This window comes from Dorea longicatena (assembly GCF_025150085.1).
In the GTDB taxonomy this organism is placed as follows: domain Bacteria; phylum Bacillota; class Clostridia; order Lachnospirales; family Lachnospiraceae; genus Dorea_A; species Dorea_A longicatena.
Map to the genome: position 1 here is coordinate 1,562,814 of NZ_CP102280.1, position 19,855 is coordinate 1,582,668.

Sequence of the window (19,855 nt, forward strand, 5' to 3'; positions counted from 1 at the left end):
ATTAGTCCTCCATTCTCTCATCCATATATTCTTTCAGTGAAGCTCTCCAGTCCGGCATCTCGTATACATTGATGATACGAAGGATAAAATTATCCAGAACCGCATATGCTGGTCTTGTAGAAGAAAGATCCGATTCGCTGGTCACTACCGGGCGCAGAGTGATCCTCTTTCCTGCAAGTTTCAAAACTTCCTGCGCAAATTCATAACGATTACATACACCCTGACAGGTTGCATGGTACGTTCCGTATTCATTCGTTTTGATCAGATAAAGAATAATACGTGCCAGGTCTTTTGCACTGGTCGGAGAACCAAACTGATCTGATGCAATCAGAAGTTCATCCTTTGTATCTGCTGCATGAAGTACGCGGTTTACAAAATTATTGCCATTTCCATACACCCAGTTACTGCGCAGGATGAAATGCTTGTGTGTAAATTCCTTTACATAATTCTCCCCTGCTCTCTTGGAACGTCCGTAAACGGTCTTCGGATTTGTGTCATCGAACTCCGTATATGGGGTATGCCGGATTCCGTCAAATACATCATCCGTGGATATCTGTACCATCTTGGCCCCTGTCTTTCTTGCCACAATACTTAAATTTCTTGCTCCCAGCGCATTCACACGGTATGCAAGCTCCGGTTCTTTTTCACAGAGATCTGTATCTGTGACTGCTGCACAGTTGATGATCACATCCGGACGGTTGATCACTCCGAAATTCAGCACCTCATCGGTGTCCGTAATGTCTAATTCTTCCTTATCTGTGTTAAACACTTCCATTTCCAATGGATCCAACACTTCATTGATGGCCGATCCGATCTGTCCGGATGCACCAACAATCCATAATTTTAACATATCTGCTTCCTCCTCATCTGTCGGGACTGGCTGACGCCAGTCTCTCTGCTTTCCTTTTAATATAGCTAGTATACACAAAAAAACCGTCAGTTTCAATTCTTAACCAACGGTCTCAAATCTACTCCTCTATGGTATTTTTTTCCACACATCGGTAATGTCAGCGTTTTTACTGACCTCCTGCACCACTTTTGTGCTGCTTATATGTAGAATATCTTTCCCTTCATTCTGCATAAATACAAACACCGCAAACAGAATCATACAAATAAATGTACGGATTCCCAGGCTTCCCTGTTCTGCCTCTTCCTCACCATACAGTTCACTATAAGATGCCCTGTATCTGGGATGTATTGCCGGTATTCCGGATTCCTGATAGCTGTAACGTGTCTGTTCCAGAAGTTCTCTTCTTCGCTTTTCCGCTTCATTCACATGCGCTCACCTCTGAAACAATATATGAGATATCTGTTTCACTCATGTGCAAAACTTACTGCATACAGGCTCTTTTTCATGTTTTCTAAGAGTTTCTGCTTAACGATCTGCCAGTTCTTTTACGATGTCTTCCCATGTTAGACCTTTTTCTACCATCAGAACCATTGCATGATACAGGAAATCCGCGATCTCATATTTGACTTCTTCCGGATTCGGATTCTTTGCTGCGATCACAACTTCCGTTGCTTCTTCTCCAATTTTTTTCAGAATCTTATCAATTCCCTTATCAAACAGATAATTCGTGTAAGACCCCTCCTTTGGATTCTCTTTACGGTCTGCGATCGTGTCATATACTGATTCAAAGATCCGAAGCGGATTCGTCTCATCATAGTCAATTCCTACAAGCGGTTGGAAGAAGCAGGTCGGATTACCGGTATGGCATGCTGCTCCGATCTGATCTACTTTTGCAAGCAATGTATCCAGATCACAGTCAATCGTCAGGGATTTTACATACTGGAAATGACCGCTCGTCTCCCCCTTTACCCAGAGTTTCTGCCGGCTTCTGCTAAAATACGTCATCTTTCCTGTCTTGATCGTCTCATAGAAAGATTCCTCATTCATATATGCCAGCATCAGGATCTCCTGTGTCTTATAATGCTGGACGATGACAGGGATCAGGCCCTGATCATTGGTCTTAAACTGTGAGAACTCCATCATACTCTCAAAAGATGTCATCTTAATTCCTTCTTCCGTACACTTATCTTTGAATGCCACGCAATCAATATCTGTACGGCTTACATATCTTCCCGAAAGCCCCCGGACACCCGGGCATTTCAAAATTTTAAATAACTCTGACTCTTCTTCCGTATCCGTAATGATCACACACGGTACATCTGTTACATTCATAATGGAATTCAGATCCAGTCTGTGCATAAAGACAATTTCACTGCTGTAATCCTGGATCAGATGCTGATGTTTGAACAATGCATCAAAATCATTTAATGATACCGCAAGCTTCTCTTTTCCGAATCTTTTTGCCGCATCCTCAATCAGTTTGACACTATCCGGCTTAGAGAAATTCAGCATTGCCCGTTTTGCACCTGTATACAGAATCTTCTTAATATCTTCCTGGCGTCTGATATTGCCGCCTGCGATCATCGGGATCCTGATCACACGATTGATCCGTTTCATCAATGTGATCGTTTCATCATGTTCTTCATCCGAATCTGAGAGATCCAGCACGATCAGTTCATCTGCACCGTGATCACTGTAATATTTTGCAAGTTCAATTACGTCTTTGGATACAACAGTCGGATCATCAATCCATCTGACCGCTTTCCCGTCTTTTATGAAAATGCAAGGTATTAATCTTTTATAACTCATGTCTGTCCGTCTCCTTTTAGAGGCTTCCCTTTGTGGTCCATGCCTCTTTTATCCTTGGCTCTTCCATTGTCGCCATATCAAGTGCTTTTCCGAACGCTTTAAACAGCGCCTCCGCCTTGTGATGATCGTTGATACCATCCAGAATCTTCAGGTGGATATTCATCATTGCGCTGTAAGAAACTGCGTAAAAGAATTCCCTTACCATCTCAGTATCCATCTCACCCATCTTATCTGACACAAACTCTGCATTATAATTCAGATATGGTCTTCCGGAGAGATCCACCGCACAAAGTGCGAGTGTCTCATCCATTGGAAGCATAAAGTGGCCATAACGTTTGATTCCGGCTTTATCTCCTATTGCTTCCAGAATAGCCTGTCCAAGTACGATTCCCGTATCTTCGATGGTATGATGACTGTCCACTTCCAGATCCCCTTTCGCATGTACCGTCAGATCGAACAATCCGTGTCTTGCAAATCCATTCAACATATGATCAAAAAAACCGATTCCTGTATCAATCTCCGTCTTTCCGGTTCCATCCAGGTTCAGAGTTACCGTAATATCCGTCTCCTTTGTCGTTCTTGTCCTGGTGACTGTTCTGTTCATAGCTCCTCGCCTCCTTATTTTTCTGCTGTCTTCTACTCTTCGCCCTCAAAACGGACCTTGATAGAATTGGCATGTGCCGTCAGCTGCTCTGCCTCGGCAAATGCTTCAATATCTTTATGTATATCGCGTAATGCTTCTTCCGAATATCCGATGATACTTGATTTTTTAATGAAATCATCCACAGAAAGCGGTGAGAAAAATTTTGCTGTACCATTGGTTGGAAGAACATGGTTCGGTCCTGCAAAATAATCTCCCAGTGGTTCACTTGCGTATTCCCCGATAAAGATGGCACCGGCATTTCTTATCTTTGTCATCACATCATATGGATTCTTTGTCTGGATCTCCAGATGTTCGGATGCAATCTCATTTGCAATATCAATCACATCATTCATCGTATCTGCGACCAGGATATAACCGTAGTTGTCCAGTGATTTCCGGATGATCTCACTTCTGGAAAGTTCTTTTAAGAAGCCATCTACTTCATCCGATACCTTCCGGGCAAGTTCTTCAGATGTTGTGACCAGGATTGCAGATGCAAGTTCATCATGCTCTGCCTGTGAAAGAAGATCTGCTGCCACAAATCTTGGATTTGCCGTCTCATCTGCAATAACAAGAATCTCGCTTGGTCCGGCAATTGCATCAATGCTTACATAGCCATAAACTGCTTTTTTCGCCAGAGCAACATATATATTTCCAGGTCCTACGATCTTATCGACTTTTGGAATACTCTCTGTCCCGTATGCCAGAGCAGCAATCGCCTGTGCCCCGCCGACTTTATAGATGACATCCGCACCGGCTTCATGTGCTGCAACCAGTGTGTTTGGTGTCACTTTTCCATCTTTTCCGGGCGGTGTGACCATCACGATCTCGTCAACTCCGGCTACCTTTGCAGGTACAATGTTCATCAATACAGAAGATGGATATACCGCTTTCCCGCCCGGCACATATACACCAACTCTGTGAAGTGGTGTGACCTTCTGTCCCAGGATTGTTCCGTCCGGTTTGCTGTCGAACCAGCTGTACTGTCTCTGTTTTTCATGATACGTACGGATGTTCAGAAGAGCTTTGCGGATGATCTCCACCAGTTTTGGATCTACTTCTTTATATGCCTCTTCGATCTCCTCTTCTGTAACCTTAATATTGTCTGCAGTGATATCTGCATGATCAAATTTCTTCGTATATGCAAATACTGCCTGATCCTTTTCTTCTTTTACATGAGCGAGGATTTCCTGAACTCCCTGTTCATACTGACCGTAATTATTCGGGCTTCTCTTCAGAAGATCCTCCAGTAAGTTCTCTTTTGCATCTTTTGTCAAACGCTGTATTCTCATAGCCTTAACCGCCATCCTCTCATTTTATTTTCTCTCTGTCTGTACAGTATTATACCTGCTCCCGCAGTCTTGTCAGCAGGTCTTTGATCCTTGCGCTTTCCATACGCATACTGACCGGATTCACGATCATCCTAGCAGACAACGGACATACTTCCTCCAACACTTCCAGACCATTTTCACGGAGGGTTGACCCTGTCTCTACAATATCCACGATCACTTCGGACAGTCCGACGATCGGTGCAAGTTCAATGGAACCATTTAACTTAATGATCTCTACAGTCTGATGCTTCGTGTTATAGAAATAATCTTTTGCAATATTCGGATATTTTGTTGCTACCCGGATCAGTTCATGATGCTGCAGAAGTGGTGCGGCATCTTTGTATCCGCATACACACATCTTACATTTCCCATATCCAAGATCCAGTACTTCATGTACCTTACGTCCTTCTTCCAGGATTGTATCTTTTCCAACGACTCCGATATCCGCTGCGCCATATTCTACATATGTCGGAACATCCGGTCCTTTTGCAAGAAAGAAACGGAGTTTCAATTCTTCATTGGTGAAAATCAGCTTCCTGGAATCTTTATCTTTCATCTCTTCACAGGTAATCCCGATTTTCTCAAATAATTCTAATGTCTGTTTTGCCAGACGTCCTTTTCCCAGGGCAAATGTCAGGTATCTCATAATGTCTAACTCCTATCTGTACTATTCACGATCTTCTGCTCTCCGGTAACGAGATTGACCATCGTTACTTCTCCGGTCTCCTCGATATATACCAGACTTCCGGCATAATAATCATTTCCGTAACGGATATAATCTTCCAATCCACTGTTTTCATCCTTCTTCAGAAGTTCTGCATTCTTGGCTTTTCTACGGAAATCCTTCGCAAGGCGGATTGCTTCAAGCTGTCTTCCTTCCGCATATATGATGATCGTATTCTTTCTTGGATATACGATGCGGATCTTCTGACGGGTCAGTGCACTCACCAGTTCATCAATTACAATCGCAAAACCGATAGATGGTGATTTCTTACCGAACTTTTCGATCAGATGGTCATAACGTCCACCCTTTACAACTGCATCCCCGGTTCCGTAAGTATAACCACGGAACACGATTCCTGTATAGTATCCATAGGTTCCTGTCATACTCAGGTCAAAAGTGACAAATTTTTCCACTCCGTAATAGCGCAGGATGTGGTATATCTTCTCCAGGCGTCTGATTGCCATCACACCTTTGGAGTTCGGCGCAAGGTTTTCCGCTTTTTCCAGGATATCAATTCCTCCGATCAGTTCATTCAATGCTGAAAATGCTTCTTTGGAGCTTCTCTTTGCCTGAATACTGTCCAGAAATTCTTCTACACCGAAGTAATTGCGGTTACCGATCAGTTCTCTTACCCTTTCTTCCGCCTCTTCATCCAGACTTGCATCTTCGATCAGGCTCTGGAAGAAATCAACATTGCCGACGCAGAGCTGGAATTCTTTCAGGCCGATTGTCAGCATTGATTCGATCACCAGAGCAAGCATCTCTGCATCTGCTTCTACTGAATCATCTCCGACAAATTCCGCACCCATCTGCGTTGTCTCTCTTAAACGTCCCTGATAGCTGGAATGGTTCACGAATGTATTCCCTGTATAGCACAGACGGATCGGAAGATTCTCATCTTTAAACAACGTTGCCGATGCTCTTGCGATCGACGGTGTGATATCCGGTCTTAATACCAGTGTGTTTCCGTCTTTATCAAAGAATTTATAAAGATCATTGGCCGGTGTCGTTCCGATCTCTTCACGGAACACATCAAAATATTCGATCGTCGGAGTCTGGATATCATGATATCCATATAAATGAAATACTTTTTTCAATCTGCTTTCCAACGCAAGTTTCTTACCACATTCTACGTTATATATATCCCGTACTCCCTCCGGAGTGTGTAATTTCTTCTTCATATGTCCTCCAAGTAGTAATGTTCTTTTTGGTACTTTAGTGTGCTACCATGTTAAAAAATCACTTTGCATTATACGCAGTTTCATCCGTTTTGTCAAGTTCATCCCGAAGTTCCAGATCAAGATTCAGTGCATCCAGATACGGAACATAGCATCCACGGAAAAATTTCATAAAAAAGCGCTCATCCAGCTCATCAAAACGGAAGCTCTTTCGACCCCCGTTCTGCGCCCGCATCCAAAACTTATACAGTTCTTCAAAACGCATATAATATAAGATATTTCTGGAAGAATAGTAGATCAGGATAAATGCGATTCCCTGCTGTTTTTCAAAGTTCTTCATAAACTCTACCTGATGTTCATGAATATTCTGAAGCGGAAATGTCTCCGCCACACATTCTTTTGCATCAAAACACACCGGAATTCCCTGTACCGCTCCAATATAGTCGATCGTACTGCGCTGCTCAAAATAAGCGAGCGTGATCTGTCTGTGTTCTTTATCCATCCGCACCGGTGTGATCGGGGTCGGAATCTTCTGCATCAGTGCCAGATTCTTTTCCAGATACCACTCATTGGTACGGTTGACCATATCTTCTAATGTAGAACCTCTAAGGCCTCTCGAGTTCCATGTTCCCATGCTGTCTCCTTTATCAGTTTCCAGAAAACCTCCGGTACCTTTGCATAAAATGTCTTTCCGGAAAGATTCTCCAGTTCTTTCTTCATCCCTGGCATTGTAAGCTGATAAGCATGCAGTACCTGGTCTTCGATCTTCCATTCTTTTTTATAGCGGTCATTCCATTTCTTAGAGCCGTATTTGTAATCTCCGAGAAGCGGATGTCCGGTACTCGCCAGATGTGCACGGATCTGATGGGTACGTCCGGTGATCAGATGTACCTTCAGAAGCGTCATCTCTTCATTCCACGCGATCGGGACATATTCTGTTTCTATAGGAAGGCCTTTTGCATCTTTGGAAAAGCCTCCCTTTGAAAGGCTGACACGGTTCGTCTTCTCGTCTTTCACAAGATACCCCCTGATGTGTGCCGGCTCCGTGATCCTGCCCTTTACAATACACAGATAATATTTTTTCAGTGTACGTTTCTTGAATAATTCTCCCATCTGCTGTAAGCCTGCCAGACTCTTCCCGGCAACGATCAGACCGCTGGTATTCCGGTCCAAACGGTTGCAGATCGACGGGCGGAAGGTCTTAAGATTCTCTCTAGTGAGCTGCCCGGATTCCAGAAGATATGCTGTCACATTTTCCACTACCGATACATCTGTTTCCTTCGCCTTCTGCGACAGCATTCCGGACGGTTTATTGATAAATATCACATTCTGATCTTCATAGATCACGTCCAGCTTCACCGTATTCTTTATGCTTTCTTCCACCGTCTTTCCAGCTGCCTGAAATTTGGCAATGGTATCATCTGCCAGAAACAGTTTCACGCTGTCTCCTTTTTTCAGATGTTCGTTCCCGGTTGCTTTCTTTCCATTCAGCACAATATTCTTTTTACGCAGCATTTTATAAATAAAGCTTCCCGGTGCTTCGCTCAGATATTTGCGCAGCAGTTTATCCAGGCGTTGTCCCGCCTCATTGTCATGAATGATCAGTTCTTTCATATTCTCTTCTAACTCCCGCTGTTTTCTACATAGAAATGTTTAAGATGATCTTCCGGATCTTTTTTTCTCTTCGTAATGATTCTTTCTGTTCTACCGCTGCCATATTATTCATGCCCTCCGCACGCGATAAAAATGCAGTATAGTCATGGAAAATCTTCACCGTCATCTTATCATAATGATTGTCTTTCAAAATATCTTTGATATGACGGGCAAGTGCCGCCTCATCGGTCTTCGGATTGCTTGCATATCCGCAGACAATGTGCCCGGATACAACCACTGCATCCAGAGGCATAACCTTCTGTGAACTGGTAATGATCATATCATATGCCTTCAGGATCAGAGGTGCTTTTTCCTCCAGCTCCTGGTATTTTGCTTCTTCAATACTCTTATATGGTGCCATTGTGATAAATTCCACCAACATCTTTGCTGCCGGAAGGCATCCGACTACCGCTACAACGGTAAGCAGATTCAGTCTGGATCCGGTCTGAATATATCCGGTTACAAAGATTGCGATCACAATTGCAAATTCTACGACCGCTCCCAGAAGATATTTCTGTTTTCTTGCCTTTACATATCCCGGCTGTCCTTTTTCTGTTCTCATATTGTCTGTCCTTTTTGTTTTCTATTTATAATTTTTCTGCAATCGTTTTTTTCTATCATGAAAAAAACATTTTCCCAAGCTCATAGACATTCCGTATATGCCTTTATATATCCGCATGGTTGATCTTCATCATCCCCCATACAAGCAGGCGATCCGGAAGGATCTTGGAAAGGATTCTGGAACCTTTCATTGCTGCTCCATATACCGAAACGCGTCTTCCACGCACGCTGTCTGTAAGTGCCTGTGTCACCACCGCTTCCGGTTCGGCACAGAGTGCTTCTTTTTCACTTGCCGCAAGCGCACCGGCCCGGTCAAAGAATTCTGTACGTACCGGTCCCGGACACACTGCCGTTACCAGGATTCCCCGTTTCTTCAATTCTGCTGCCAGTCCCTGTGAAAAACGCAGTACATATGCTTTGGAAGCCGCATATACACAGAATCCCGGCTGTGCACAGAACGAAGCTGCCGAAGCCAGATTGACAATCCGGCTGCCTTTCGACAGATATGGCAGGCAGATTCCTGTCATTCTGGTGAGTGCTGTACAATTCAGATCAACCATGCCGCACTGTTCTTTCAGATCAATGTCACTGACGTTACCGATTTTTCCATATCCTGCCGCATTTACAAGCATCCTTACATCTGCCTGCCGGCGATCCAGTTCTCTTTGCAGTTTTTCAAAAATATAGTCTCTCTGCATATCCCCGTCGAAGATCCTGACCGGGATCTTTACCTGTTCCTGCAGATTTTTCAAACGGTCTGTCCGTCTTGCCACTACCCATAATTCATCCAGGTTCTTATACAGCTGCGGGATCTGAAGCGCAAATTCCCTGCCCATTCCCGACGATGCTCCTGTAACGATCGCTATTTTCAACTTTAACACCTCTCTACATCCATCCTGCTGCCGGTTTTTCATCATTTTCCCTTTATGCTATTTCTCTTGCTGTTATTTCTTCTTATGCACATTCCGGATCGATTTCTTTTTCTGTCTGCTTCTATCCGTTCCTGTATTCTGTCTGCTGTTCTGTCTGTCACTTTGCACAGTATTTCTTCTGGAATGCTCGTTTTTGTTTTTCCCACGGTCATTCCGTCCCGGTTTTCCGGAAGACTTCTGATTCTGCGTTTTCTGTCCCGGTACTTTCTGCTGTGATCTGCCTTCGAATTTTCTCGGGCGTATCAGACAGTGTTTATCAAATCCTACCAGATCCATGCGGTGTGCCTTCTTCAGAGCCTCCATGACCAGATCATAATTCTTCGGATCCCGGTACTGGATCAGAGCTCTCTGCATTGCCTTTTCATGCGGATTCTTCGGCACATAGACCGGCTGCATCGTTCTTGGATCCACGCCTGTATAATACATACACGTCGAGATCGTTGACGGTGTCGGATAGAAATCCTGTACCTGTTCCGGCATATATCCAAGATCCCGGATATGCTCTGCAAGTTCTACCGCATCTTTCATTCTGGATCCCGGATGCGAAGACATCAGATACGGCACAAGATACTGATCTTTGTGGATCTTCTGATTCATCTTATTGTACTTTTTCACAAATTCCTGATATACACTGTTCTCTGGTTTTCCCATCAGTGTAAGAACATCATCCGATACATGCTCCGGTGCAACCTTTAACTGTCCGCTTACATGATAACGGCAGAGTTCCTCCAGAAATGCATCACTTTTATCCGCAACAACATAATCGAACCGGATTCCCGAACGGATGAATACCTTCTTCACTTTTGGAATGTCACGCAGTTCTTTCAGAAGTTTAATATAGTCTCTGTGATCTACTTTCAGATTCGGACACGGCTTCGGGAACAGGCACTGGCGGTTCTTACACACGCCACGTGTAAGCTGTTTTTCGCAGGATGGCTGGCGGAAGTTCGCCGTCGGACCTCCTACGTCGTGGATATAGCCTTTGAAGTCCTTTTCCTGCGTAATCATCTTCGCCTCATCTAACAGCGAATCGTGGCTTCTCACCTGCATGATCCTTCCCTGATGGAAGGTAAGTGCACAGAAGCTGCAGCCGCCAAAGCAGCCACGGTTGCTGATCAGACTGAACTTGACCTCTGAGATTGCAGGTACGCCGCCGTCCTTCTCATAAGAAGGATGGTAGGTCCGCATATAAGGCAGTCCGTAGACATCGTCCATTTCCCCTTCCGAAAGCGGAAGTGCCGGTGGATTCTGTACTACATACAGATGATCATTATATGGCTCTACCAGCCTTTTCCCGGCAAATGGATCGGTATTGCAGTACTGTGTATAAAAGCTTCTTGCATACTCCAGCTTATCCTGCTTCATATCTTCGTATCCCGGAAGAATCTCCGCGTCATAGACACTGTCCAGACTCTTCGTCTTATAAACCGTTCCAGCGATAAATGTGATATCACTGACCGCAATACCGCTGTCCAGAGCTTCTGCGATCTCAATGATCGAATGTTCTCCCATTCCATAAGATATCAGATCTGCACCGGAATCCAGCAGGATCGAACGTTTTAATTTGTCTGACCAGTAATCATAATGTGCCAGTCGTCTGAGACTTGCCTCGATCCCTCCGAGGATGATCGGTGTCTTCTTATATACCTGACGGATCAGGTTACTGTATACAACCGCTGCGTAATCCGGACGCTTTCCCATCACGCCTCCCGGCGTATAAGCATCCGTTCTGCGGTGCTTTTTCGACACGGAATAATGATTCACCATCGAATCCATATTTCCCGCAGAAACAAGGAATCCCAGTCTCGGTTCTCCAAGGATCGTAATGCTGTTCTTATCTTTCCAGTCCGGCTGCGCAATGATACCGACTTTAAATCCATGCGCTTCCAAAAGTCTCGTAATGATCGCATGTCCGAAAGACGGATGGTCTACATAAGCATCTCCGGAAATATAGACAAAATCCAGCTGTTCCCATCCCCGTTCTTCCATATCCTTTTTGCAAATCGGTAAAAATTTATTTTCTGACATTCTCTATCTCCTCTTCTGTCAGCAGCCGGTATTCTCCGGGCTTCAGATTTTCATCCAGGCACAGGGGTCCCATGCGTTCTCGCTTCAGATAAGTAACTTCTTTACCCACTGCAAGGAACATCCGCTTCACCTGATGGAACTTTCCTTCATGGATCGTAAGGCGGATCTCAGATTCTTCCGCGCTCTTCATAATGTCAAGTTTTGCAGGTCTTGTCATCTCTTCTTCCTCTGCGCCGATATCGATTCCTTCTGCGAACCGCTTTACATCCTCTTCTGTAACCATTCCATCTATTTTTGCATAATAGACTTTATCCACATGCTTTTTCGGTGCCAGCAGACGGTGTGCCAGATCTCCGTCATTCGTAATCAGAAGTAATCCTTCCGTATCTTTATCCAGTCGTCCGACCGGGAAAAGATCCTTTCGTTTCTTGTCTTTGATCAGATCGATCACCGTAGTATCTCTCCGGTCCTCGGTCGCCGATACCACGCCGCCCGGCTTGTTCAGCATATAATATTCATACGACACATAAGAAATGTTACGGCCGCCTATTGTAACTTCATCGCATGTCTCATCAATCTTCGTATCTGCTGCTTTTACCACCGTCCCGTTAACGGTAACTTTCCCCTGACGGATCTGCTTCTTTACCTCCTGGCGGGTACCCACACCCATCTCTGCCAGATATTTATCCAGACGCATCATCTTAACACAGCCTCCATCCCGGCAGATATTTGTTCTTCAACGTACCATTCGATACCTTTCCCCATCCAAGCGGGAATCCGTCTACACAGACCAGATACCAGCCTTTTGCCTTTCTCTCTGTCAGATCATCTACATCCAGCGTCTCCCCTTTCAGATAACGTCTGACTCTTTCATCTTCGCATGGAAGATCGATGATCTGTGCATATTCATCCTTTTTCAGGCACATGGCAAATGCCTGGCTCGGTTCAAAACGGTTCTTCTTCAGTTCTCCAAGCAGCAGTCCGGTTCTCAAGAAACGGATTCCTCTCACATCCGGAAGCCCTTCCGGCATATAGTAAATGCGCTCTCCATGGATATCCAGTCTGGAACCATCCAGTTTCCATGTTACCTGTTTCATGAATTCTTCCAGATCTGCCGGGATTTTTCCTGATTTCTTCTTTGGTTTCAGCTCTTTTGCCGGCAATGGTTCTCCCTTTTGCAGAAGGGCAACGTAATGTCCCTCCCCTTTCATCTTGTGCGGGAAGATGCGGACTGTTTTTTTCAGTTCTTCATCCTTTTCTTCTGTCACTTCCGGTATTCCCGGGCAGAATCCCTCATAGTTTTCCATCGGAAGTACATGGAATTCCGGATATTCTTTTTTCAGGTGTTCAATGATTCTCTCATTTTCACTTGGATCAAATGTACACGTCGAATACAGCATGAGACCGCCCGGCTTTAACATTCTTGCAGCCTGCAGGATGATATTTCTCTGCAGATTACTGAAGAATTCCGGTCCGTGTTCTTCCCATGCTTTTACCATCTTTTTATCTTTTCGGAACATTCCTTCTCCGGAACATGGTGCATCGATCAGGATCTTGTCAAAATATTCCGTAAAATAATTCTCCAGACGTCCTGGTTCCTCACTTAACACCAGAACATTTCCGATTCCGAATACCTCAATATTCTTAAGCAGTCCCTTGGCTCTCGAACTGCTGATATCGTTGGCAATCAGCACGCCTTCTCCCTGTAATTTTGCTCCTAATTCTGTCGCCTTTCCTCCCGGAGCCGCACATACATCCAGAACCTTATCTCCCGGCTCTACCGGAAGACGGTTCGCCGGTGTCATGGCACTCGGCTCCTGAAGATAATAAAGGCCGGCAAAATAATACGGATGCTTTGCAGGAGACACTTTGTCCCCGTCATAATAGAATCCATTTTCGATCCACGGGATCTTTCTAATCTCAAACGGACATATCTTTTCAAACTCTTCTACCGAGATCTTGCCTGTATTCACTCGCATGCCATAATATCTTGGTTCTTCATAACAGGCAATATATTCGTCAAATTCATCTCCGAGAAGTGCACGCATCTTTTCTTCAAATGCTGCTGGCAGATTCATATATTTCTCCTCCGTCGTTATTATTTACAATTTTTAAGTACCAGTTTCAGGAATTCCCAGCTTCTCTGCGTAGACGCAATATCCAGACGTTCATTATAAGAATGAATATCCAGAACATCCGGTCCGCAGGATACGCAGTCCAGATCCGGACGTTTTCCGAGGAAGATTCCACACTCCAGTCCACCGTGGATAATGCAGATCTCCGGCTCTTTTCCATAAACTTCTTTGTATGCTTCTACCATGACCGGACGGAGTTCTGACTGTGGCTTGTACTGCCATGCCTGATATTCGCTGGAAAGCGAACCGCTTCCTCCGAATGCTTTTGTCACAGCCTCTACTTCTTCCAGCACCTGCTGCTTTCTGCTGTCTACTGCACTTCTGATTAGGAATGCTACCTCCACTCCATTTTCTTTCATAGATACCACACCGAGATTTAAAGAGGTCTCTGTCGCGCCGGCTACTTTACGGCTGTATTCTTTTAATCCATTCGGGCATGCCGTCAGGTATCCTACTACTTTTTGCGTAGTATCTTTTGAGAACACTACTATATTTTCTACTTTTTCAGTTTCTGTTTTTACAGTCAGGCCTGGTTCTTCTCCCATGAATTCTGCATTCCATATACTTTCCATGTCCCGGATCATAGCAAGGATCTCTTCGCAGTCTTCCGGTTCTGCAAGGATAGACGCGTGTGCTTCCATCGCAATAACGTTGTCTTTCGAGCCGCCATAGATTTCGCTCAGACGGTAATTCTTCTCTCCTGCAATATGATACAGCAGACGTGCCATCATCTTATTCGCATTACCACGTTGTCTGTGGATTTCTTCGCCGGAATGTCCGCCCAGAAGCCCCTGGATCGTAATCTTGATCACCTCTCCGGATGCAGTCTTCTTTTCTACCGGGATCAGTCCCTGATAACGGACTCCGCCCGCACATCCAACCGTCAGAGTCTTCTCTTCTTCCGAATCCAGGTTGATGAGTTTCTTTCCTTTTAATACTGACAGGTCGATAGCCTCGGCACCTTCCATTCCAAGCTCTTCATCTACAGTAAATACTGCTTCGATTGGTGGATGTGGAATATCTTCGCTGTCCATCAGTGCAAGCGCCATTGCAACCGCAACTCCGTCATCTCCTCCAAGCGTGGTATCTTTCGCCTTTAAAAATCCATCTTCTACATATAATTCCAGTCCGTCATTTTTAAAATCATGTGTGGAATCCGATGTCTTTTCGCATACCATATCCATATGTCCCTGCAGGATCACCGGTTCACTTTCTTCATATCCAGGTGTTCCAGGCTGGAATATGATCACGTTATTCACTTCATCCTGAATCACTTTTAAGTCTCTTTCCTTTGCAAATGCCACCAGATAATCACTGATACGTTTTGTATCGCGGCTTCCTCTCGGGATCGCACTTATTTCTTCAAAAAACCGGAAGACTTCTTTCGGTTCTAATTCATTTAATACTGCCATTTTCCTACACTCCTTCTATATTACACTGTTATCTATTATCTAACAGTCTTCATAAAAAATCAACCTTATCCATACAATGAATTAACAAGGTCCTCCGGGAGATTCCTATGTCCAGACGTCATTTCCTTACCATTCCGATACTGATTTTTTTCTTATGTATGCTGTCATTTCCACAGACAGTCTTTGCCGGTGCCAGTTACGGACTCCTCCTGTGGTTCCGGCATGTCCTTCCCACATTACTTCCCTATATGGTCCTGATCAATATTCTGATCCGCACCCCTGCACTTCACTGGATCTGCCACATCACATCACCGTTTCTATGTCCGCTCCTTGGCACTTCTTATTATGGCACATTTGCAGTACTCACCGGCTTCTTATGCGGATATCCGATGGGTGCCAAGACAGCCTCCGACCTTCTGGACGCTCAGAAAATTTCGCGTTCGGAAGCCTCTTACCTTTTGTCTTTCTGCAACAATACAAGCCCTGCTTTCATCTTAAACTATGTTGTCATTCAGAATCTGAAAAAGGATTCTATTTCCATTCCGTTTCTTCTTATTCTTACACTTACGCCTCTTATGATGAGCTTTGTCTTTCGTCTTTTCTACCGCGCAAAAGACCATATCCATCCATTTTCACACTTGATGCAGGTTTCTTCTTCAACTGCTTCACAGTCTGAAAATTTATCCGGTAATTACTTCGACCGTTGTATCATGAATGCATTCGAATCCATCACAAAGGTCGGTGGATATATAATGATGTTCTCTGTCCTGATTCAACTGCTTGCATCTGCTCTTCCAGACAATACAGCCTCTCTTCTTCTGTATTCCAGCCTGGAGATCAGCACCGGAATCCGACGGCTTGCGTCATCCGCACTGTATACCTCCCATAAGATTATTCTGTGCGCTGCACTTACCTCTTTCGGCGGCTGGTGCTGTATTGCCCAGACATATTCCATGATCTCCGGCAATCACTTACCAATCCTGCCCTATATAGCAGAAAAACTGGCCACCGCATTGGTAACCAGTCTTCTTATCTCCGCTTACATATATGCTATTTGATTGTATCTTAATCCAGTGTGTCATCTTCCTGAATATCATAACCAGAAACTGACATATCATTCGGATACTGATTCTCATCATCCAGATAATCATCCTGTCCATAAGCATCCTGCTCATAATTATTCTGCGGATATTCTTCTGCAGGATATTCATCCTGTGGATACTCCGACTGTACACTCTGTTCTGTCTCCGGCGGAACATCCAGCTCTGCTCTGTTGTTACGCACCATGTCATAACATTCCTGAAGAGAATTTACAAGACTGTCATACTTCGATGTATACGTATCCAAGGTACGTCCGATCGCACTCTCTGCCTGAGAAAGAAGATCATCTGTATAATGAATGGCTCCGATACGAATCTGGTTTGCATCATTTGTTGCATTATCCAGAATCTGCTGTGCCTGTGCAGTTGCTGCAGTTACGATCTCATTTGCCTGCGCATACGCCTGCTGCATGATCTCATGTTCACTTACCAGCTCATTTGTCTGAATCTGTGCTTCCTGAATCATTCCGTCTGCTTTTGCCTGTGCATCAGCCAGAATTGCGTCTTTGTTCGCAATAATCTTCTGATAACGCTTGATCTCATCCGGTGTCTTCATACGAAGTTCTCTTAACAGTTCATCCATCTGGTCTTTATTTACAATAATTTTTGTTGTCGACAGCGGCTGGAATTTACAACTGTCAATATACTCTTCAATTTCCTCTATGATCTGCTCAATACGGCTGCTCATAATATTTACACTCTCCTTTTATGTTTCATTTTCCCCCAGACTTTCTGCTCTATGTAATCCGGCACAAACTGGGATATATCTCCTCCGAAGGCTGCCACTTCTTTTACCGTGGTAGAACTCAAATACGAATACTGCAGATTCGTGATCAGAAATATCGTCTCCACATCTGACGCAAGTTTATGATTGGTCTGCGCCATCTGTAATTCATATTCAAAATCAGTGATTGCCCGAAGTCCCCTTATTACAATCTTCGCATTCAGCTTATGGGCAAAATCCACCAATAATCCTTCAAATGGAATAATCTTAACATTTGGTATGTCTTTCGTTACTTCCTCTAACATTTTAACACGTTCTTCTACGGAAAACAACGGGGTTTTTGCTTTATTATTCAGCACTCCGACTACCAGTTCATCTACCATTTCAGCAGAACGTTTTATGATATCCAGATGTCCGTATGTGACCGGGTCAAAGCTTCCCGGATAGATTCCTGTTAACATATTTCTTTCCTTCCCGCAGGTTCCAAAAATACATGCTTATTTGTCTTATATTCTTTTTCTTTGATAATGTTATATCCAAGATCTTCTGCATAATCAAAGTCTGTCTCTTTAGAAGCCTCTACAATGATGATTCCTTCCTCTGCCAGCAGCGATGATTCTGCCAGATAAGTCAGCACACTTTTTTCCAGTTCATGATTATACGGTGGATCCATAAAAATATAATCAAACTGTTTTTCTCCTTCTAATTTATAGAGTGCTGTCATCACATCCATCTGCATGGTCATCCCTTTTCTTTCAAAATGTGTCTTCTGAAGGTTCTCTTTGACACACGCCATGGCTTTCGGATTCTTCTCTACAAATACCGCTTCCATTGCTCCCCTGCTCAGAGCTTCGATCCCGATCCCGCCGCTTCCGGCAAACAGATCCAGAAAGATACTGTCGTACAGATATGGAGCGATCATGTTAAATAATGTCTCCTTGATCCTGTCTGTTGTTGGTCTGGTATCCATGCCTTCCAACGTCTTTAACTGTGTTCTTCTTGCACTTCCTGCAATGACTCTCATATTCTATCCCCTCTCTTTCCTGTCTGTTCCAAGCTTTCTGTAACGGTTCATACAGGCATAGATTTCCTGTATACGCGGTCTTGCAAGATTTCCCGGTACGGTATTTCCTTCGCACACACCGGCAAGCCCTTTTTTATCCAGAACGTTCTCTACCTGTTCTATGGCCTGTCCAAGTGTCTTCCTGCCATCAAATATCTCCTCTTCCAGGAAACGTACGATCTGCCCCAGTGTATTTAACTGCTCACTGTCCACAAGCTGTTCCACATACCGCAGATCAATCGTCTCATGACCGATCATGACCGCATCGCGTCCCATTGTTTTTAATTTCACCCTGCCTTTCTGGCGGATGCCCGGATTCTTACGCACCTTCCGGTCAAACGATGGCTGTTCCGGCTTTTCTTCCGGAAACTTCAATGCCGGATAGTCTGAAGCCGCTTCCTTTGCCAGTTCCGTGATTTCTCTCGGAACATACTTATCCATCTGAATGATCTGATCCGCGATCTGGAAATAGGCTCCGGAGCTTCCAGCTACCAGCACCGTCGATATTCCATATTCCTGATAAAGATCCCGCACACGCTCAATAAACGGTGTAATCGGCTCCATGTCACGGTGGATCACCTGCTGCATCAGCTCATCTCTCACCATAAAATTCGTTGCACTCGTATCTTCATCGATCAGAAATACCTGTGTTCCTGCTTCCATACTTTCTATCACATTCGCCGCCTGTGACGTACTTCCGCTTGCATCTTCCGTGTCGAACGCATACGTATCTTTTCCGTTCGGCAGATCATTGATAAACATGGAAATGTCTGTATGCCGGATGCTTCTGCCGTCTTCTGCGCGGATCTTCATTGCAGTATCATCTGTGACTACATATTCCCTGCCATCTCCTGCAATATGAGGATATACACCACTCTCCAGTGCTTTCAAAAGCGTTGATTTACCATGATAGCCGCCACCTACAACCAGAGTGATTCCCTTTCGTATTCCCATTCCGGTGAGCACTCCTTTATATGGAAGCTTCATCGTAACTTTCATAGAATCCGGCGAGACAAACGGCACCGCATCCTTCATCGGTCTCTGGGAAACGCCCGATTCTCTCGGAAGGATCGAACCGTCAGCAACAAATGCTATCAGTCCCTCTTTTTTCAGCTGTTCCCGGATATATTCCTGATCCACGGCAAGTTCTGCCGCCTGCTTCACTGCATTCTGGTCCATATTCTTATAATACAAGGCTTTCTCCACACACGCCGGCAGATACTGATACAGAATCTTAATCAGCTCTCCTGCCTGGATCGTACGTCCTCTTGCCGGGAATCCGACCTCAAACCGGACAATAATATTCCCTGTCTTTTCCTCTATCTCACAGGCCGTACGTTCCAGCACTTCCTGACCACATCGTGTCACCTGGATGATCCCGCTTTTTCCGGAACCGTGTGCCTGAAACGAGTACCGTTCCAGTTGCTTTGCAAAATTCCGCAGCAGATAATCTGCCACAGCCATCTTTTTACATTTGCTGTCATATAGATTTCCCGGAATCCGGGCCGCTCTTCCTGCCACCTGTATATGCAACCTGGACGGTGCCGCAAACGGATCTCCCTGTACATGATCAATCCCCAGTATATATGTTCCAAACTGGTATGCGCCTCTGGTATCCTTATATGCCGGATATCCTCTGTGATCAATGCGCTCCAGTATCTGTTTTAAATCTTCTGATGTCTTCATATTTATAATGTTACTGTTCCTTTTTA

20 protein-coding genes are annotated in these 19,855 nt (G+C 44.6%); 1 reads left to right on the forward strand and 19 read right to left on the reverse strand.

Features of this window, described 5'->3' with window-relative positions; all coding sequences use genetic code 11:
- Position 1: 1 nt before the first annotated feature.
- The 15 genes from rfbD to NQ508_RS07455 all read right to left on the reverse strand — a co-directional run bounded on the left by rfbD (position 2) and on the right by NQ508_RS07455 (position 15,256).
- Entirely contained in the window at positions 2-850 is an 849-nt protein-coding gene (gene rfbD, locus NQ508_RS07385) for a dTDP-4-dehydrorhamnose reductase (RefSeq protein ID WP_006426505.1), read from the reverse strand.
- A gap of 126 nt (positions 851-976) precedes the next feature.
- Positions 977-1,276: a hypothetical protein gene (locus tag NQ508_RS07390; RefSeq protein WP_022415495.1), complete on the reverse strand. Its 300-nt coding sequence runs from the start codon at positions 1,274-1,276 to the stop codon at positions 977-979.
- Positions 1,277-1,375: 99 nt separating this feature from the next.
- Positions 1,376-2,659: a bifunctional phosphoribosyl-AMP cyclohydrolase/phosphoribosyl-ATP diphosphatase HisIE gene (gene hisIE, locus NQ508_RS07395; RefSeq protein ID WP_006426502.1), complete on the reverse strand. Its 1,284-nt coding sequence runs from the start codon at positions 2,657-2,659 to the stop codon at positions 1,376-1,378.
- A 16-nt stretch (positions 2,660-2,675) separates the two neighbouring features.
- A complete protein-coding gene (hisB, locus tag NQ508_RS07400; RefSeq protein ID WP_006426501.1) occupies positions 2,676-3,263 on the reverse strand; it encodes an imidazoleglycerol-phosphate dehydratase HisB in 588 nt (195 codons plus the stop codon).
- 32 nt (positions 3,264-3,295) lie between these two features.
- The gene (gene hisD, locus NQ508_RS07405) at positions 3,296-4,594 is read right to left on the reverse strand and encodes a histidinol dehydrogenase (RefSeq protein ID WP_044919542.1); all 1,299 of its coding nucleotides are present in this window, start codon (positions 4,592-4,594) and stop codon (positions 3,296-3,298) included.
- A gap of 49 nt (positions 4,595-4,643) precedes the next feature.
- Positions 4,644-5,279, reverse strand: a complete 636-nt coding sequence (hisG, locus tag NQ508_RS07410; protein ID WP_006426498.1) for an ATP phosphoribosyltransferase — start codon at positions 5,277-5,279, stop codon at positions 4,644-4,646.
- Between the two features lie 5 nt (positions 5,280-5,284).
- Positions 5,285-6,538, reverse strand: a complete 1,254-nt coding sequence (hisZ, locus tag NQ508_RS07415; protein WP_006426497.1) for an ATP phosphoribosyltransferase regulatory subunit — start codon at positions 6,536-6,538, stop codon at positions 5,285-5,287.
- 58 nt (positions 6,539-6,596) lie between these two features.
- On the reverse strand, positions 6,597-7,169 hold the full coding sequence (locus NQ508_RS07420) for a Holliday junction resolvase RecU (RefSeq protein WP_044919540.1): 573 nt from the start codon (positions 7,167-7,169) through the stop codon (positions 6,597-6,599).
- Positions 7,127-8,149, reverse strand: coding sequence for an RluA family pseudouridine synthase (locus NQ508_RS07425; protein ID WP_006426495.1), 1,023 nt, complete (start codon positions 8,147-8,149; stop codon positions 7,127-7,129). The genes NQ508_RS07420 and NQ508_RS07425 overlap by 43 nt, the downstream gene beginning before the upstream one ends.
- A 25-nt stretch (positions 8,150-8,174) precedes the next feature.
- Positions 8,175-8,750, reverse strand: coding sequence for a hypothetical protein (locus tag NQ508_RS07430; RefSeq protein ID WP_006426494.1), 576 nt, complete (start codon positions 8,748-8,750; stop codon positions 8,175-8,177).
- Between the two features lie 103 nt (positions 8,751-8,853).
- Entirely contained in the window at positions 8,854-9,666 is an 813-nt protein-coding gene (locus NQ508_RS07435) for an SDR family NAD(P)-dependent oxidoreductase (RefSeq protein WP_006426493.1), read from the reverse strand.
- A 27-nt stretch (positions 9,667-9,693) separates the two neighbouring features.
- On the reverse strand, positions 9,694-11,709 hold the full coding sequence (locus NQ508_RS07440; protein ID WP_006426492.1) for a YgiQ family radical SAM protein: 2,016 nt from the start codon (positions 11,707-11,709) through the stop codon (positions 9,694-9,696).
- On the reverse strand, positions 11,696-12,409 hold the full coding sequence (locus NQ508_RS07445; protein ID WP_006426491.1) for a pseudouridine synthase: 714 nt from the start codon (positions 12,407-12,409) through the stop codon (positions 11,696-11,698). Before NQ508_RS07445 ends, NQ508_RS07440 begins: the two co-directional genes overlap by 14 nt.
- A gap of 1 nt (position 12,410) precedes the next feature.
- Positions 12,411-13,787 (reverse strand): RsmF rRNA methyltransferase first C-terminal domain-containing protein, encoded by a 1,377-nt coding sequence (locus NQ508_RS07450; protein WP_006426490.1) that lies wholly within the window; start codon positions 13,785-13,787, stop codon positions 12,411-12,413.
- 20 nt (positions 13,788-13,807) lie between these two features.
- A complete protein-coding gene (locus NQ508_RS07455; RefSeq protein WP_006426489.1) occupies positions 13,808-15,256 on the reverse strand; it encodes an aminoacyl-histidine dipeptidase in 1,449 nt (482 codons plus the stop codon).
- 107 nt (positions 15,257-15,363) lie between these two features.
- On the opposite strand from NQ508_RS07455, the gene NQ508_RS07460 reads away from it, so the two are divergent.
- On the forward strand, positions 15,364-16,314 hold the full coding sequence (locus NQ508_RS07460; protein WP_044919538.1) for a nucleoside recognition domain-containing protein: 951 nt from the start codon (positions 15,364-15,366) through the stop codon (positions 16,312-16,314).
- 7 nt (positions 16,315-16,321) lie between these two features.
- On the opposite strand, the gene NQ508_RS07465 is transcribed toward NQ508_RS07460, so the two are convergent.
- Genes NQ508_RS07465 through NQ508_RS07480 form a run of 4 tightly spaced genes read right to left on the reverse strand, consistent with a single transcriptional unit; the run spans position 16,322 to position 19,829 of the window.
- Positions 16,322-17,044: a hypothetical protein gene (locus NQ508_RS07465; protein ID WP_006426485.1), complete on the reverse strand. Its 723-nt coding sequence runs from the start codon at positions 17,042-17,044 to the stop codon at positions 16,322-16,324.
- 5 nt (positions 17,045-17,049) lie between these two features.
- Positions 17,050-17,541 (reverse strand): pantetheine-phosphate adenylyltransferase, encoded by a 492-nt coding sequence (gene coaD, locus NQ508_RS07470; RefSeq protein WP_006426484.1) that lies wholly within the window; start codon positions 17,539-17,541, stop codon positions 17,050-17,052.
- Entirely contained in the window at positions 17,535-18,104 is a 570-nt protein-coding gene (rsmD, locus tag NQ508_RS07475) for a 16S rRNA (guanine(966)-N(2))-methyltransferase RsmD (protein ID WP_006426483.1), read from the reverse strand. The genes coaD and rsmD overlap by 7 nt, the downstream gene beginning before the upstream one ends.
- A 3-nt stretch (positions 18,105-18,107) precedes the next feature.
- Entirely contained in the window at positions 18,108-19,829 is a 1,722-nt protein-coding gene (locus tag NQ508_RS07480; protein WP_006426482.1) for an ABC-ATPase domain-containing protein, read from the reverse strand.
- Positions 19,830-19,855 lie beyond the last annotated feature (26 nt).

Bases quoted from the DNA above. Each gene is read 5' to 3' on its own strand.
- NQ508_RS07440 (WP_006426492.1), bottom strand. From the start codon at position 11,709: ATGTCAGAAAATAAATTTTTACCGATTTGCAAAAAGGATATGGAAGAA.
- hisZ (WP_006426497.1), bottom strand. From the start codon at position 6,538: ATGAAGAAGAAATTACACACTCCGGAGGGAGTACGGGATATATATAAC.
- NQ508_RS07480 (WP_006426482.1), bottom strand. From the start codon at position 19,829: ATGAAGACATCAGAAGATTTAAAACAGATACTGGAGCGCATTGATCAC.
- NQ508_RS07420 (WP_044919540.1), bottom strand. From the start codon at position 7,169: ATGGGAACATGGAACTCGAGAGGCCTTAGAGGTTCTACATTAGAAGAT.
- hisD (WP_044919542.1), bottom strand. From the start codon at position 4,594: ATGAGAATACAGCGTTTGACAAAAGATGCAAAAGAGAACTTACTGGAG.
- hisG (WP_006426498.1), bottom strand. From the start codon at position 5,279: ATGAGATACCTGACATTTGCCCTGGGAAAAGGACGTCTGGCAAAACAG.
- coaD (WP_006426484.1), bottom strand. From the start codon at position 17,541: ATGTTAACAGGAATCTATCCGGGAAGCTTTGACCCGGTCACATACGGA.
- rsmD (WP_006426483.1), bottom strand. From the start codon at position 18,104: ATGAGAGTCATTGCAGGAAGTGCAAGAAGAACACAGTTAAAGACGTTG.
- hisIE (WP_006426502.1), bottom strand. From the start codon at position 2,659: ATGAGTTATAAAAGATTAATACCTTGCATTTTCATAAAAGACGGGAAA.
- NQ508_RS07445 (WP_006426491.1), bottom strand. From the start codon at position 12,409: ATGATGCGTCTGGATAAATATCTGGCAGAGATGGGTGTGGGTACCCGC.
- rfbD (WP_006426505.1), bottom strand. From the start codon at position 850: ATGTTAAAATTATGGATTGTTGGTGCATCCGGACAGATCGGATCGGCC.
- NQ508_RS07450 (WP_006426490.1), bottom strand. From the start codon at position 13,787: ATGAATCTGCCAGCAGCATTTGAAGAAAAGATGCGTGCACTTCTCGGA.
- NQ508_RS07455 (WP_006426489.1), bottom strand. From the start codon at position 15,256: ATGGCAGTATTAAATGAATTAGAACCGAAAGAAGTCTTCCGGTTTTTT.
- NQ508_RS07430 (WP_006426494.1), bottom strand. From the start codon at position 8,750: ATGAGAACAGAAAAAGGACAGCCGGGATATGTAAAGGCAAGAAAACAG.
- NQ508_RS07435 (WP_006426493.1), bottom strand. From the start codon at position 9,666: ATGATGAAAAACCGGCAGCAGGATGGATGTAGAGAGGTGTTAAAGTTG.
- NQ508_RS07465 (WP_006426485.1), bottom strand. From the start codon at position 17,044: ATGAGCAGCCGTATTGAGCAGATCATAGAGGAAATTGAAGAGTATATT.
- hisB (WP_006426501.1), bottom strand. From the start codon at position 3,263: ATGAACAGAACAGTCACCAGGACAAGAACGACAAAGGAGACGGATATT.
- NQ508_RS07425 (WP_006426495.1), bottom strand. From the start codon at position 8,149: ATGAAAGAACTGATCATTCATGACAATGAGGCGGGACAACGCCTGGAT.
- NQ508_RS07460 (WP_044919538.1), top strand. From the start codon at position 15,364: ATGTCCAGACGTCATTTCCTTACCATTCCGATACTGATTTTTTTCTTA.